This window comes from Myroides odoratus, from assembly GCF_001549985.1.
GTDB classification, from domain to species: Bacteria; Bacteroidota; Bacteroidia; order Flavobacteriales; family Flavobacteriaceae; genus Flavobacterium; species Flavobacterium odoratum_A.
In genome coordinates, this window is sequence record NZ_LROZ01000007.1 from 110,788 (window position 1) to 125,090 (window position 14,303).

General features: G+C 35.2%; 14 protein-coding genes. 8 read left to right on the plus strand and 6 right to left on the minus strand.

Annotated features, from left to right (window positions below; all coding sequences use genetic code 11):
* Positions 1-59 precede the first annotated feature (59 nt).
* Together AWV75_RS09645 and AWV75_RS09650 are read right to left on the minus strand one after the other, a co-directional pair.
* The gene (locus tag AWV75_RS09645) at positions 60-602 is read right to left on the minus strand and encodes a hypothetical protein (protein WP_060874154.1); all 543 of its coding nucleotides are present in this window, start codon (positions 600-602) and stop codon (positions 60-62) included.
* Positions 603-608: 6 nt separating this feature from the next.
* Positions 609-1,658: an AI-2E family transporter gene (locus tag AWV75_RS09650; protein WP_060874155.1), complete on the minus strand. Its 1,050-nt coding sequence runs from the start codon at positions 1,656-1,658 to the stop codon at positions 609-611.
* Positions 1,659-1,813: 155 nt separating this feature from the next.
* Here AWV75_RS09650 and AWV75_RS09655 point away from each other — a divergent pair, with 155 nt between their 5' ends.
* Complete coding sequence (locus AWV75_RS09655) at positions 1,814-2,887, plus strand: peptide-N-glycosidase F-related protein (RefSeq protein ID WP_060874156.1); 1,074 nt, start codon at positions 1,814-1,816, stop codon at positions 2,885-2,887.
* A 463-nt stretch (positions 2,888-3,350) separates the two neighbouring features.
* Here AWV75_RS09655 and glmM read toward each other — a convergent pair whose 3' ends face one another.
* On the minus strand, positions 3,351-4,739 hold the full coding sequence (glmM, locus tag AWV75_RS09660; RefSeq protein ID WP_060874157.1) for a phosphoglucosamine mutase: 1,389 nt from the start codon (positions 4,737-4,739) through the stop codon (positions 3,351-3,353).
* A gap of 95 nt (positions 4,740-4,834) precedes the next feature.
* Between glmM and AWV75_RS09665 the strand changes: the two genes are divergently transcribed.
* From AWV75_RS09665 to AWV75_RS09695, 7 genes are all read left to right on the plus strand, one after another.
* Positions 4,835-5,434 (plus strand): ACP phosphodiesterase, encoded by a 600-nt coding sequence (locus AWV75_RS09665; RefSeq protein WP_060874158.1) that lies wholly within the window; start codon positions 4,835-4,837, stop codon positions 5,432-5,434.
* Positions 5,435-5,504: 70 nt separating this feature from the next.
* Positions 5,505-7,319, plus strand: coding sequence for a chloride channel protein (locus AWV75_RS09670; protein ID WP_060874159.1), 1,815 nt, complete (start codon positions 5,505-5,507; stop codon positions 7,317-7,319).
* Between the two features lie 714 nt (positions 7,320-8,033).
* Positions 8,034-8,408, plus strand: coding sequence for a winged helix-turn-helix transcriptional regulator (locus tag AWV75_RS09675; protein WP_060874160.1), 375 nt, complete (start codon positions 8,034-8,036; stop codon positions 8,406-8,408).
* A 6-nt stretch (positions 8,409-8,414) separates the two neighbouring features.
* A complete protein-coding gene (locus AWV75_RS09680) occupies positions 8,415-9,236 on the plus strand; it encodes a serine O-acetyltransferase (protein WP_060874161.1) in 822 nt (273 codons plus the stop codon).
* A gap of 19 nt (positions 9,237-9,255) precedes the next feature.
* Entirely contained in the window at positions 9,256-10,194 is a 939-nt protein-coding gene (cysK, locus tag AWV75_RS09685; protein WP_060874162.1) for a cysteine synthase A, read from the plus strand.
* Between the two features lie 144 nt (positions 10,195-10,338).
* Positions 10,339-11,151, plus strand: coding sequence for a 5'-nucleotidase, lipoprotein e(P4) family (locus AWV75_RS09690; RefSeq protein ID WP_060874163.1), 813 nt, complete (start codon positions 10,339-10,341; stop codon positions 11,149-11,151).
* A gap of 34 nt (positions 11,152-11,185) precedes the next feature.
* Positions 11,186-11,629 carry a hypothetical protein gene (locus AWV75_RS09695; RefSeq protein ID WP_060874164.1) on the plus strand — a complete coding sequence of 148 codons (444 nt, stop codon included), beginning with the start codon at positions 11,186-11,188 and terminating at the stop codon, positions 11,627-11,629.
* 64 nt (positions 11,630-11,693) lie between these two features.
* On the opposite strand, the gene AWV75_RS09700 is transcribed toward AWV75_RS09695, so the two are convergent.
* From AWV75_RS09700 to AWV75_RS18885, 3 genes are all read right to left on the minus strand, one after another.
* Positions 11,694-11,915, minus strand: coding sequence for a helix-turn-helix domain-containing protein (locus AWV75_RS09700; protein WP_060874165.1), 222 nt, complete (start codon positions 11,913-11,915; stop codon positions 11,694-11,696).
* Positions 11,916-13,175: 1,260 nt separating this feature from the next.
* Positions 13,176-13,979, minus strand: coding sequence for a hypothetical protein (locus AWV75_RS09705; protein WP_060874166.1), 804 nt, complete (start codon positions 13,977-13,979; stop codon positions 13,176-13,178).
* A gap of 183 nt (positions 13,980-14,162) precedes the next feature.
* Positions 14,163-14,300 carry a hypothetical protein gene (locus tag AWV75_RS18885; RefSeq protein ID WP_197429576.1) on the minus strand — a complete coding sequence of 46 codons (138 nt, stop codon included), beginning with the start codon at positions 14,298-14,300 and terminating at the stop codon, positions 14,163-14,165.
* Between the last annotated feature and the right edge of the window lie 3 nt (positions 14,301-14,303).

Sequence of the window (14,303 nt, forward strand, 5' to 3'; positions counted from 1 at the left end):
CCAATACGGTCATTTAATTGAGCTAAACAAAGATACTTCAAACCAATCGTTTCTTCCTTTTATTTAGCTAAAATCAGTCGTTGTCGTTCTACATAATCTGCAATAAGTGGTAAATATTGCTCAAATAAAGGTAAGCGATGGGAATCCTCTATATACATTACCTCACTATTGGTGCATTGATATGGATTTAACTCCTGTAAGTTTAAGGTTTCATCTTGCTTTCCAATCAGAAGAAAGGCATCTTCTGGAGCGGAAATATCAAGTAAGCTATTTTTCAAATTAGCTGTAAAGACTAAATCTTTGTTCAGTCGATGTACATAGTTCAACAAAGGGCTCAACAAAACAAGAATAGTTTGAAGCCCGAGCGCCTTGCGTTTTTCCTTCCATTGATACGCAAAATTAGCCCCTGTTGAATCGCCGATAAGAAGTAGTGTTTCTTCCGGTTCAACTGCTTGTTGTCCTTGATTCAGCCAGGCATCAAAATCAGTATCAGGTGTCCATTCTAAACAACTCGCTTGATAGGTAGCGAATTGTTTTTCTAACAGTATATACTTTCTTGACTCCTTATTCGAACCGTAACCGTGAATATAAATAAGCTGCATGATATTCTATTTTTCAATAATTTTACCCTTATTTGTCTCCACAAATTCTCTATAGTATATCTTGATTAACCACATAAAAAGAGAAAACAAAATTGGTCCAAATATAATTCCGATGAATCCAAACACATTCACCCCAACAATAACACCAAAAATAGTAATTAAAGGATGGACATCTGCCATTTTCTTTTGCAGTAAAAATCGAATTAAATTATCTGAAGTTCCCACTACTACTAAGCAATAGATTAGTAAACCTATAGCACTTCCCTGTTGACCATTAGCCAACATCATAACCACTAAAGGAACGTAAATTACAGCCGCACCAACAACTGGTAACAAAGAAGCAAAAGCAGTAAGAATAAAAAACACAAAAGCATCTTCTACGCCAAAGATCAAATACCCTACAAATGCAACAATACCTTGAATAAAAGCAGTTAGCGGTACTCCTACACTATTGGAAATAACCAAGCGCTTCATATCTACTTTCAACTCATCCCTATTATTGGCTTGCATAGGTAAATAGCGTGTTAACCAAATTTGAATTTGTTGATATTCCTTCAATAAAAAATACAGCATCAAATAAGCTACGCCAATTTCCACTATGCTATTTACAGAAGTATTTACAATAGCTTGGAAAGCTTGTGTTCCTAGCTCTGTAGCTTTACTAATTGTTTTTTCATTGAAAATATCGATGTTATAACTCTCTCGCAAACTGCGAACCGTCGATTCAATTCCAGCTTGAATTTTATCTTTATCTTGTAAAACCACCAAGACCTTTTCCGTCAACGTCTGAATTAATAAGTACAACGGAGCAAGAACTAATAAACTACTCCCTAGCATCAAGGCTATAATAGAGAGATTCTTATTCCATCCTTTTTTCTGTGTCATCCAGCGATAAGGAGGTAATAATAGTACTGCCAAGCACAAGGCACCTAAAAAACCAGGTAGAAAAAAAACGAGATTACTCGCCAATAAGTAAAATACAAACAAGATTAAAATTAGAAACCCCAATTGTATCAAAATAGAATTAGGAATTAACGGTTTTGGATTGGAAGTCATATTGAAATCATTAAAATGTAAGGTTTAAAGTTATAAAAAATAACAATTCACGACTGTGTAATTCCTTCTAATTCCTTAAATATATTTTTGCACGCTGTGCTATTTTTTGTTTTTTTTAACTATATTCACACTTTTATAACACTTAACAAAAAACAATGAGCAGAAAAATTTTATTACTTAGTTTTTTAGTTTGCGGTTTACTGCTAGGCACCGCTTGTTCTTCGGATGATTCTTCTCCTAAAAAAGAAGAGCCAACTCCTGATGATGATGGTCCAGTAATTGAAGAGCCCGCCAAAACAGGAACTTTTAATTATGCCACTTTTAAAGATGTCAAAGTAGGGTTTGGTGATGGTTTATCTCAAAGTGCTGAAGGAACCTTTACTTTTCCAACCGATATAGAAAAAGTACAGACGATTAAAATGTATGTACAAAACCCATGTCAAAATAAAGAATGTGATGAATGGGATCGCTTTGCCAATGTATATGTAAAAAACAAAAAGACCAATGAATGGTATGAAATTGGGCGTTTTATCACTCCTTATTGGGTAGGGTCTGAAAAATTACCTAGAGGATGGGAATTTGACGTCACCGATTTCAAGTCACTATTAACAGGTGATGTAGAATTAAAAATATACACCGAAACTTGGTTAGCGAAAGGACGTGTATACAGCGTTGATTTTGATTTCATCTATGGAGAAACGGCTTACCAATATTCAGCCGTTGTTCCTTTGTTTCAATACAATCAATCCTCTATTGATGGTGTACCCTATGGAACAGGACAAGTAACCGATTTAGCTAGAACCATAAAATTGCCTGCTAATACCGAACTGGCTTATTTCAGAACAACAATTTCGGGTTGGGGACATGCCACCCCAAATGATGCTGGTGGTAGAGGATGTGCAGAATGGTGTTTTAGAACCCATCATATTCAACTGGAGGGAGCCAATACTTTTGAACACTATATGGGACCTATTGGCTGTGCTGATAATCCAATCAACAATCAAGCACCTGGAAACTGGCAACCCGATCGTGCTGGTTGGTGTCCAGGAATGGTGGTTCCTCCATATATCAATAACCTTACTGGTGAGTTGAAAAACAAAACGTTGCATTTCAACTATCAATTGGAACCTTGGACAGCCAACAATCCAGATAATAAAGCATTCTATGCCATTTCTACTTTTATTGTTGTACATAGTACTACACCGATTCAACCTGCTGTTGTTCAATAAATGGATGAGATTGGTGAGACAATGAGGCGATGAGACGATGAAATCGAAACGTAGTGAAAATCGGAACGTAGTGAAAATCGAAACGTAGTGAAGATTCATCGAACACCAAAACAAATATATGCTAGGTGAGATATATTCATCGAACACCAAAACAAATATAAAATAGGTGAGATAGATGGTGAGATTGGTGAGGTGGTGAGGCGATGAAATCGAAACAAAATGAAAATCGAAACGAAGTGAAAATCGAAACGTAGTGAAGATTCATCGAATACGAAAACAAATATAAACCCATGAGATAGATTGATGAGGCGATGAAACTGATGAGACATTAAAAACTTAGATTTATAAAAAAAAGCGAAAGAATATTCTTTCGCTTTTTTTATCCATTTATATCTGATTGATTTTTGCCATTATGTACATTTAATTGGCTACATCGCTCTTCTTTTCTTAGTTCTTGTATCGATTAGATTCCAGCAATTACGCGTAATTCTTCCATCATACGAGCAGCTAAACCATCTGCATCCTCTTGAGAAGGTGCTTCTGTATAGATACGAATAATAGGTTCTGTATTTGATTTTCTCAGGTGTACCCAACTCGTTGGAAAGTCTATTTTCACTCCATCGATAGTACTAACTTCTTGATTTTTATAATTTTCAGCAATCAATTCTAAAATCATATCAACATTCAATTTAGGTGTCAATTCGATTTTATTTTTACTCATATAGTATTGAGGATACGTTGCTCTTAATTCAGCCACAGATAAGGTTTGATTAGCTAAATGGGTTAAGAATAACGCTACTCCAACTAAAGCATCACGTCCATAGTGAATTTCTGGATAAATAATTCCTCCATTTCCTTCACCCCCAATTACAGCATTTGTTGCTTTCATTAATTCTACGACATTCACTTCTCCTACTGCTGCTGCTGCATAATTTCCTCCTCTATTTACTGTTACATCGCGCAAAGCACGAGAAGACGATAAATTTGAAACCGTATTTCCTGGTGTTTTACTCAATACATAATCCGCTACAGCCACTAAGGTATATTCTTCTCCAAACATTTCACCATCATTCGAGATGAAAGCCAAGCGATCAACATCTGGATCTACAACAATTCCCAAATCTGCCTGCTCTGCTTTTACTAAAGCGCAAATATCTTGTAAGTGTTCTTTTAATGGCTCTGGGTTATGCGGAAAGTGTCCTGTTGGATCACAATACAATTCCACTACTTCAACCCCTAGTTTTCTCAATAAGGCTGGAATAATGATACCACCTGAAGAGTTAACACCATCTACAACTACTTTAAACTGACGTTTTTTAATTGCTTCGACATCAACTAATTTCAATTTTAAAATTTCTTCGATGTGAATATCCATGTAATCATTTCGCGTGGTAATGCTTCCTAGGCGATCTACTTCTGCAAAGACATAAGCATCTTGATCAGCGATTTCCAAAATGATTTCCCCTTCAGCTCCGCTTAAAAATTCACCTTTCTCATTTAATAATTTTAAAGCATTCCACTGTTTAGGATTGTGTGATGCGGTTAGGATAATACCTCCATCTGCACCTTCCATTGGTACTGCTACTTCCACTGTTGGTGTTGTAGAAAGCCCCAAATCAATCACATCGATTCCCAATCCAACTAACGTATGCATGACTAAATTGTGAATCATGGGACCTGATAGACGTGCATCACGACCAATCACTACTTTTAATTGGTCTTTACCACTATTGTTTTTTAAGAATGTTCCGTAAGCAGAAGCAAATTTAACTGCATCAATAGGGGTTAAATTAAAACCTACTTTACCTCCTATTGTACCTCGTATTCCTGAAATTGATTTTATCAATGTCATATTTCTAATTTTTTACCAACAAATATAAAACAATTCAATCGCTTATACTTTCAAATACTAAGGTAAAATTGTAAATTTGAGTTTAAAGCAATCGAATGAATTTTTTAGCACATGTTTATTTGTCAGGACAAGACGAGCAAAAAGCCATTGGCAATTTTGTTGCGGACAGTGTTCGTGGCAAGCAATACTTAGATTTTCCAAAAGGCATCCAGCACGGAATCCTTTTGCATCGTGAGATTGACACCTATACAGATAACCATTCTATTTGGCGCAAGGACAAAAAAATATTGGTTCCTACTTACAGTCATTATGCAGCAGTTATTATTGATATGTATTACGATCATTTTCTCGCCAAGAATTGGGCTATCTATCATGATATTCCTTTAGCTACTTATGCAGCTAATTTCTACAATACCTTAGAGCGCAATTTTGATCTGCTTCCCGCTAAAATTCAAAACTTTTTACCCATTATGATTCGAGAAAATTGGTTTATGTGTTATGAAACGGTAGAAGGATTAGGCTATATTCTAGCTCAAATGGATAGACGAACGAAGGGAATCTCAAAAATGACTTACGCTACAAGAGAATTGGTAGAACATTATGCGGTACTAGAGGCTGATTTCACTCAATTTTTCAAAGAATTAGAAAACCATGTTATTTTCGTTCAACAAACGTCGCGTTTTACAGCTATTTAATCTATTTTTTGTATAAAAAAATATTGGACATAGGATCACTTTTATCGACTATTTAGGCTATTTTTGCAAGATGAAAATTTGGAATAAAAAACGTATTGCGTACTATGGCAGGCAAACCTTTCGGTATGCTGAAGGCATTTTATTTTTTTTAAAATCGATTCTCTCGGATCGCCAATTTTTATATTTATCCTGTGTATTAGTAGGGGCTTCCAGTGCAATAGCCGTGACTATTTTAAAGTCATTTGCTCATGCCGTCTTCAAATTTGCAACCTATATTGACAACATTTCTCACTTGCCTTATACCAATAGTATTTTGCCAATTATCGGTATTCTATTGACGGTATTTGTAGTGCGAAAATTTTTAAATGGGAGTATTGAAAAAGGGACCTATCAAATTATGATTGCCGTAGCAAAGCACTCTGGAGTGATGCCTAAAAAACAAATGTACTCTCAGATTGTTACGAGTTCCTTGACTGTAGGTATGGGAGGATCACTAGGGTTAGAATCCCCAATTGCCATTACAGGAGCGGCCTTTGGATCTAATTTTGCACAAAATTACAAACTTAGTTACAAGGACCGTATTTTACTTTTAGGTTGTGGAGTAGCTGCGGGAATTTCTGCCGCTTTTAATGCACCTATTGCAGGTGTACTTTTTGCCATTGAGATTGTATTGGCAGATATTACTGTTTCTGCTTTTATTCCCATTATGATTGCTTCTGCAACAGGAACTATTGTAACGGATTTAATCATCAAAGAAGATATATTACTTTCCTTTAAGAAACAATTGGTATTCGACACCTTCAATACTGGATATTACATTATTTTAGGGATTCTTGCCGGATTATTCTGCGTGTACCATGCCCGTATGTTCCGAAAAACAGAAACCTATATCTCTAAATTCACTAATCACGTCTATAAAAAAGCACTTATAGGTGCGACTATGTTAGCGGTTTTAATTTTCCTCTTCCCTACCCTTTTTGGTGAGGGGTATGAAAGTATAAAAATACTAGCGGGTGATCAACCCGAAGCAATTCTCAACAATACATTGCTAAAAAACTTTGCGACCAACGAATGGGTTCTTCTCCTTTTTGTTGCAGGTGCTGCCTTAGTTAAAACGTTTGCAGTTGGATTGACAATGGGAAGTGGAGGAAATGGAGGAAACTTTGCACCTTCCCTATTTGTAGGGTCTTATCTTGGTTTTACAGTTGCTAAATTCTTATCTCTTTTAGGAGTGAAAGACATGCCGATTCACAACTTTACAGTTGTTGGAATGGCGGGTGTTATCAGTGGTTTATTTCATGCTCCGCTAACTGGGATCTTCTTAATTGCGGAAATTACTGGTGGGTATGGTTTAATGGTGCCTTTGTTAATTGTTTCTTCGATCAGTTTTGCCATTGCCAAGCACATGGAAAAATACTCTATGGATATTAAATCTATTGCGGAAACTGGCCTGGTTTTTACCTCTGATAAAGATGCGAATATTTTATCGACCATTCATGCTCATGATTTCATCCGAAATGATATCCACGTTTTAAAGTCAACACAAACGACCCAAGATGCAGTAACCATCTTCACGCAAACTCAGCAAGAGTTTATTCCTGTTGTGGATGAAAATCAAATCCTCGTGGGAGTGATTAACCTCAATCATGTGCGTCCAATTGTGTTTAGTTCATTCCAAACGAAATTTACCCCCTTGACCGATTTGATTGAACAACCGATTACTGTTTCATACAATGACAGTACAAAACACATTATTAATCGCTTTGATTTAAAAAAATCAGACTTTTTATTGGTGCAAAAGGATCAGGCCTATTTTGGTTATATCTTAAAAGCAGATATGTTAGAAGCCTATAGAAACAACTTGAAGTCACTTTCTATCAATTAATTGAACAGTATCATACAAAGGAATTGTATATCTTACTTATCTAAGTATTACTCCACTTTACAAAAAAACTAAAACAAAGGATGGGTTCTTCTTATCTTAGACTATCTACAGTTAACTGTCAACAGCTTTACGTATCAAGCGCAAAAGTTGGGGACTAAATATAGAGCTTTTGCGCGAAACGTAATATAGCATTGTTAACCTTTCGAAGAGAAGTACTCGTTATTGCATTTGAGATGCAACGAGTGATTACATTTAGAAATAATAGAGAGTGCCATTTTGTGGGCACTCTCTTGTATTATAGTATCTTTGTATTTGTTACTTACCATTTGAAATAGAACAACAAAACAACAAAACCAAATTCCTTACAAGTAGCCGCTCAAAAGAAATCTTAAAAATAAATTCTATTTCAAAACAACATACAAAGAACTATGCATTCTTTACAGAGCGTTTAAAGCAACGCTCCTCACTTTTCTTAAATCAAAGATACAGATTAATTTACTGAAACCTTGCATCGCTTACTTCGATTTTAACAATTATTATCCCAAAAAGATACTCATTATTCGCAATGAGTATATTTATTATACTATAAAAACTAAAATTTGTCACTTTTAGTAGAAAAATATACTAAAAAAACGTTAACCACCTTGTGGATTGTGCACTTTTGCTTACATTAGCTTTCTATAAAGAAAGTAACTTTCCTAAAAGAAACTTAAAATGACTACCTTAGATCTCCAAACGATTCAACATACCCTTCATTGTATTAGTGGCAAATGGAGAATTCCTATATTAATCGCTTTATTTCACTTGGACAAGGCTCGTTACTCTAGTATACAACACTATTTACCTAAAATTGGAAGTAAAATGCTAACCTCTGAATTGAAGATGTTGGAACAACTAAACCTCATTGAACGCATTATTACAGAAACACCCATGACGATTGAATATCAATTGAGTGTAAAAGGTCAATCCTTACGTCCTGTTTTAGAAGCACTTTCAGGTTGGGGAGCCAATGAGCTTCCTGTAAAAGCCACGCAGCTTACTGCTGAAAACAAACATGAAATCAATCATTTCTTAACTATAAATATCTAATATCTAATGGATTTTATTCAAGAATTACTGCATAAAAATGAAAGCACCAATGCTTTTCTAGATAAAAAAAGAATGGAACAGTTTACGGATACACTTTTTCATTTTTTATTTCAATTAGAAGATAAGAGATATCACTCCGAACAAGCAATTAATATTCGACTAAATACATTAAAGAATGAAATGATTTCCATTTTATTCAGTATTAATAATCAAGAAGATCGTTCGCATCAAATTGCGCATGACTTTTTCGAAGCTTTGCCAAGTATTTATCAATTATTAAATACCGATGCAACGGCTATTTTAGAGAATGACCCAGCAGCAACTTGCCTACAAGAAGTACACATTGCTTATCCAGGATTTTACGCAATTGCCATCTACCGTTTTGCTCATCAATTGCAACAACAAAACGTGCGATTACTTCCGCGTATTTGGACAGAGTACGCACATAATAAAACAGGAATTGACATTCACCCTGCCGCTTCTATTGGTTCACACTTTTGCATTGACCACGGAACGGGAATTGTAATTGGAGAAACTTGTATTATTGGAACCAATGTAAAAATATACCAAGGAGTTACATTAGGTGCTATATCTGTTTCTAAAGATAAAGCCAATACGCGTCGACATCCTTATATTGAAGACAATGTGGTTATTTACTCTGGGGCGACAATCTTAGGCGGCGATACCATTATTGGACATGATTCAGTTATTGGTGGTAACGTTTGGTTGACCAAAAGTGTAGATCCAAATTCTATTATTTACAGCAAGAGTAAAGTATATTCGAAGTATACAGACAAATATCCAGAACCTATCAATTTTATTATATAACGACACAAAAAAAATAAATATGAAAGCACAAACCATTTTAGACACCATTGGGCGTACCCCACATGTAAAAATCAATAAACTTTTCCCTTCTAATCTCAATGTATGGATGAAGTTAGAAAAGCAAAATCCAGGCGGAAGTTTGAAAGATCGCATTGCGTTAGCGATGATTGAAGATGCTGAAGCGAAAGGATTAATTAATAAAGATACTACGATTATTGAACCTACTTCAGGAAATACGGGAGTTGGGTTAGCCATGGTATGCGCTGTTAAAGGATATCAATTAATTTTGGTTATGCCCGAATCCATGAGTATTGAGCGTAGAAAATTAATGGCTGCTTTTGGGGCAAAATTCGTTTTGACTCCTAGAGAGTTAGGAACAGCAGGATCTGTTGCCAAGGCTACTGAATTAGCGGAGCAAATGGAAAATGCATGGGTACCACAGCAATTTAACAATTTTTCAAACCCAGAAATTCACCGTAAAACTACGGCTTTAGAAATTATCAATGATTTCCCTGAAGGTATTGATTACTTCATTACAGGAGTGGGAACTGGAGGACATATTACAGGAGTAGCTGAAGTATTGAAAGAGAAATTTCCTAAATTAAAAGTATACGCAGTTGAACCAAAAAATTCACCTGTATTAAGTGGTGGACAACCAGGCCCTCACCCCTTACAAGGTATTGGAGCTGGATTCGTTCCTAAAGTAGTGAATACAGCTATTTTTGACGGGATTATCACCATTGACAAAGAAGAAGCTTTTGAGTATACCAATCGCGTGGCAAAAGAAGAGGGAATCTTAGCGGGTATTTCAACAGGAACTTCGTTGGCTGCCATTGCACAAAAACTACCAGAGATTGAAGCTGGTGCTACGATTTTAACGTTCAACTACGACACAGGTGAACGCTATTGGTCGGTTGATGATTTATTTGACGAAAAGGCAGCTGAATACAAAGAGTAAGTACTAAATATTTATACTTAAAACCTTTCTACCCCAAGTAGAAAGGTTTTTTTATGGGTTGTCCTTTTACCTTCCGCTACATAATTTCTCCTATTCTAATTTTATGTTGTACTTTTGCAACATAATAAACAGTAAAACTAGAATATGTTAAAAAGAACTTTCCTCCTTGCAGGACTTCTTGTTTTATCCGCATGTAAAACAACTCCTTCAAGTCAAGTTACTTCAACAACCAATCCTTTACACCATATTGAAGTAAATGGCAAATTATACGCGGCAGTATTCCAACAGAATGCAGCTGAATATCAAGCCCTAGCTGCGCAAGCCTTCAATATAGCTACGTTGAGAGTAGATGAAATCTTAACACAACAATTCGATAAGCCATTGGCAATTGTAACTGATATTGACGAGACGTTTTTAGACAACTCTCCTTATGCTGTTGAAATGGCACGTCAAGGAAAAGTATTCAGCGAAGAAACGTGGAATGCTTGGACTTCTAAAGGAGAAGCTTTGCCTTTATTAGGGAGTTTAGAATTTTTCAACTACGCGGCTTCTAAGGGAATCGAAGTGTACTATATTACAAATCGTACGCAAAATGACAAAGCAGGTACGATGAAGAATCTGAAGAAATACAACTACCCTTTTGCTGATGATCAACACCTAATTGTTCGCACGACGGAATCTAGCAAAGAAACAAGAAGACAGAAATTAAGTGAAACTCATGAAATTGTACTGCTTCTTGGCGACAATCTTTCTGATTTCTCTACTGCTTTTGATAAAAAAACACAAGAAGAACGTTTGCAAAATGTAAAAAATAACCAAGCGTTATTTGGTAAGCGATTCATTGTTTTACCAAATACAGGATATGGAGATTGGGAATCTGCTTTGTTAGAATACAAACGCAATCTGACAACCGAAGAAAAAGACAACCTATACAATAAAAGCGTCAAAGGCTTTTAACCCAACAGAAATAAAAAATTAATAACTCGACAAAATGAAAAAATTAGTAGCTATTTGTGCTTTTTTGGCTTTGCCATTTGCCATCAGCAGTTGTTCAAGTGATGATAACTCAGTGATCCGCAAAAAAAGCGATTATGAAGGAACGTGGGTAACGGATAGTTTATTCTATTCTATTCCTAATGGTCCGTCTATGAAACATAAATTTTCAGACATGCCTGGTGGAGAAAATGCAGTTACTGAGGATGTAATGACTTTGACAGAAGATAAAGCAACACTAGTAGAAACTACGCGCAAAGGCGATGTAAGTCCAGCAGTTCAAGGAGTAATTAAAGATCAACTAATTACATTCACTAGTGAAGATCCTAGACATACACCGAGAAAAATACAAGCGGTTACAGAACAAAAGTTAACCGTAGTATATGATATCAGTATGAGAGGAGATAAACTTCCTGTTACTGTAACATACAAAAGAAAATAATCTCGCATAAAACAAAAAGCCTTCTTAACAGAAGGCTTTTTTTATTGGAACTTAACATTCTATCTTATACTTGAGCTAAACCACAAAAATCTTGAAGGGATAAGCCTCTAGCGTCACAAATTTTAATCAGTGTGTTTAAACTAATCGAATAGGTATTGTCATCTTTAATTAAGCGCACAATTTTTTCATCAATCCCATGATCCCGTGCAAACTGACTATTATTAGAATGTTTGACTAACCATTCATCCCTGATAAACTCGACGATTTTTCTATTCTTATTGTACATAGTAAATTTTTATTCATTTTTTTTTCGGAAAACATTCCGAGTTTTTATTTTTTTTCATATCTTAGCAAAACGATAATCAATACAGACTTGGTTGTTATCATTCGCTTTGATTTATACGATCATATCTAAACTTCTCGTACTTTTAGTTACACGCATACGATAAGTACTTTTTTAGGTATGTTTCAATAAACCTTGTTGCTTAGTTAACTCTCTAAGTCCAAACGTTCGAAACATCCAGCACATCTCAATGGGTATTAGGTTAGCTGTTTTGTTTATCACGTGTATTGATTACACAAGAGCAGGCAATCCTGCTTGATTTCGCAGAAGGGTCCTATGACCTTATGCAACAACTCGTATGACGAAAAACCGTATGGCTTTTAGACTCAATGTTTTTATTTCATTTGATTTTGCACTCTAAAAATAAAAACTTTCCTGTTTTTTTCCAAAAGAAAACCTCTAAAACCAAGGATATTTGTTAAAGCGAGACGTATTGCGATAGTTCAGCTAATAAACTGAACTATCCACACGACTGAAAATCGCAATATACCCTATTGCGTTTATAACATACCTTAATCCTCCTCTCCCAACGGACTAAGACAATACAACATCCAAAGAGAAAATTGCACGTATATGGAGTGTATATTTTCTTTTACCTTATTCAATGCAATTTTTTAAATTCATTTTTGTTGCTTGTATAGTATCAATAGTGAAAGAGCCCTTACATGCCTGTTAGATAAAGGGATTCTACCTTATTTATTGACTAGTAAACAAGATAATAAGAATGTAAGAGATTAAATATCTCATTTTTTGTTTGTTTAGCCTTGCTCAAAAAGCAGTTTTTGAGCAAGCTTAACCAACAGTATCTTTTAGAAAATAATGTTTAACCCCCTTTATATTAGCCTTTTAAAATCAAAACACACACACTGTCTCGACCTCAAATAATTTGACATTTTTTTAGCTATACAATCAGTCATAATTCACGAATAAACGCTGTCAAATATTTACAATACGATTATTTAATATATACTTGAGTCAGTAGAAACAACTCCTTTTTCAACATACGCATCTGCTGTAAGGTACAGCAAGCGTACAGATTATTTATGCTTATTTCACGGTGTTTCTAGTGTTTGTTTTGGGAGACACAAGCGCAAGAAAACACCGCGTTATAGGCTATTTTTTACATTATGGATTATAGTAGTTTTTGGTGAAATTTCGTTTAATTGTAGTATTTATGATACACCGGATGGCATCATCTATGTTCTAATTTACACGAGACGCTGTCTTCAGTATCATTACACCATTCCTTGCATTTGAACCATAAATAGCAGTAGCTTGGGCTCCTTTTAAAACAATGGAAGACAAAAATTCCTGCTCTTCGAGTTGATTAAGTTCCTCGAAGTATACTCTTTTATTATCAATGATAACAAGAGGTTGTTCCAAAGGATTGCTAAGGTCTATTTCATTTTTATGGAACTCTGCCTCAATTTCTCTATACATCTTCGATTTTTGAGCCTCCTCTCTAATCGGTTGGTCTACGATAAGATCTTGCATCCCATTGTAGTAAGTACCTGAAGGTAGTTGCAGTATAAAGGCATGTAATTCATCTGAAATACCATAGGAGTGAATCTGACTTAATTTTGCTTCTATTTCTCGATTACATCCCAGCGATTTTTCAAAATACTGCTGATCTTCCACCCACTCAATTTTTACAGCAGGGCAATCAATAACTAGTACAGGTTTCAACTGTTTAACTTCATCAAGGGTTACTATTTCTGCTATTTCTTTCAATTGAATTTTAAAAACCAATTCTTCCTTTGTTACTTTATTAATGAACACCCGTTGAAATTCAAACGTATCTTTCCAAGTATATGTTCCATTTCGTCCCTTAATACGAACTATTTTATTTGGTAATGGAAGAATTGAATCTAATCTACTTCCTGCTACAGGAGCTGTTTGATTCTGATAGAAAAGCTCAATTATTCGATCTTGATCAATTTCAATTGTTTTTTGACTATAGCTAGAAGTTACTACAAGAAATAGTGTCAGGAAAAATATAACTCGCATGGTATTGGTCTATTTATCTTTAAAAATTTAGTTTGCGTTTAATTCGCTTCATCTCCTACTCCATCGGTCTAAGATACCCTTTACACAGTCATTTTTCTACTAAATGAAGTTCTTTTTTTTTAGAACCAATCGGTTCACAATACCCCCCTTGTTTCTATACCAATTTTTTTAAACATAGTAGGGCTATTTCTTAGTTGCCATTTGGTTGACAATTTCCTTTAAAAGTGCTTTTCGCTTTGTTGCAGCCTCTTGTTCTTTTTGTTTCTTTTTCGCGATTTTATCTTTGACTACTTTGCGATTTGCAGCTGTGTTTCTTCCCATGAT

Excerpts from the sequence above, each read along its gene's own strand:
- glmM (WP_060874157.1), bottom strand. The coding sequence starts at position 4,739 with ATGACATTGATAAAATCAATTTCAGGAATACGAGGTACAATAGGAGGT.
- AWV75_RS09650 (WP_060874155.1), bottom strand. The coding sequence starts at position 1,658 with ATGACTTCCAATCCAAAACCGTTAATTCCTAATTCTATTTTGATACAA.
- AWV75_RS09700 (WP_060874165.1), bottom strand. The coding sequence starts at position 11,915 with ATGTACAATAAGAATAGAAAAATCGTCGAGTTTATCAGGGATGAATGG.
- AWV75_RS09705 (WP_060874166.1), bottom strand. The coding sequence starts at position 13,979 with ATGCGAGTTATATTTTTCCTGACACTATTTCTTGTAGTAACTTCTAGC.
- AWV75_RS09655 (WP_060874156.1), top strand. The coding sequence starts at position 1,814 with ATGAGCAGAAAAATTTTATTACTTAGTTTTTTAGTTTGCGGTTTACTG.
- cysK (WP_060874162.1), top strand. The coding sequence starts at position 9,256 with ATGAAAGCACAAACCATTTTAGACACCATTGGGCGTACCCCACATGTA.
- AWV75_RS09665 (WP_060874158.1), top strand. The coding sequence starts at position 4,835 with ATGAATTTTTTAGCACATGTTTATTTGTCAGGACAAGACGAGCAAAAA.
- AWV75_RS09670 (WP_060874159.1), top strand. The coding sequence starts at position 5,505 with ATGAAAATTTGGAATAAAAAACGTATTGCGTACTATGGCAGGCAAACC.
- AWV75_RS09645 (WP_060874154.1), bottom strand. The coding sequence starts at position 602 with ATGCAGCTTATTTATATTCACGGTTACGGTTCGAATAAGGAGTCAAGA.
- AWV75_RS09680 (WP_060874161.1), top strand. The coding sequence starts at position 8,415 with ATGGATTTTATTCAAGAATTACTGCATAAAAATGAAAGCACCAATGCT.
- AWV75_RS18885 (WP_197429576.1), bottom strand. The coding sequence starts at position 14,300 with ATGGGAAGAAACACAGCTGCAAATCGCAAAGTAGTCAAAGATAAAATC.
- AWV75_RS09675 (WP_060874160.1), top strand. The coding sequence starts at position 8,034 with ATGACTACCTTAGATCTCCAAACGATTCAACATACCCTTCATTGTATT.
- AWV75_RS09690 (WP_060874163.1), top strand. The coding sequence starts at position 10,339 with ATGTTAAAAAGAACTTTCCTCCTTGCAGGACTTCTTGTTTTATCCGCA.
- AWV75_RS09695 (WP_060874164.1), top strand. The coding sequence starts at position 11,186 with ATGAAAAAATTAGTAGCTATTTGTGCTTTTTTGGCTTTGCCATTTGCC.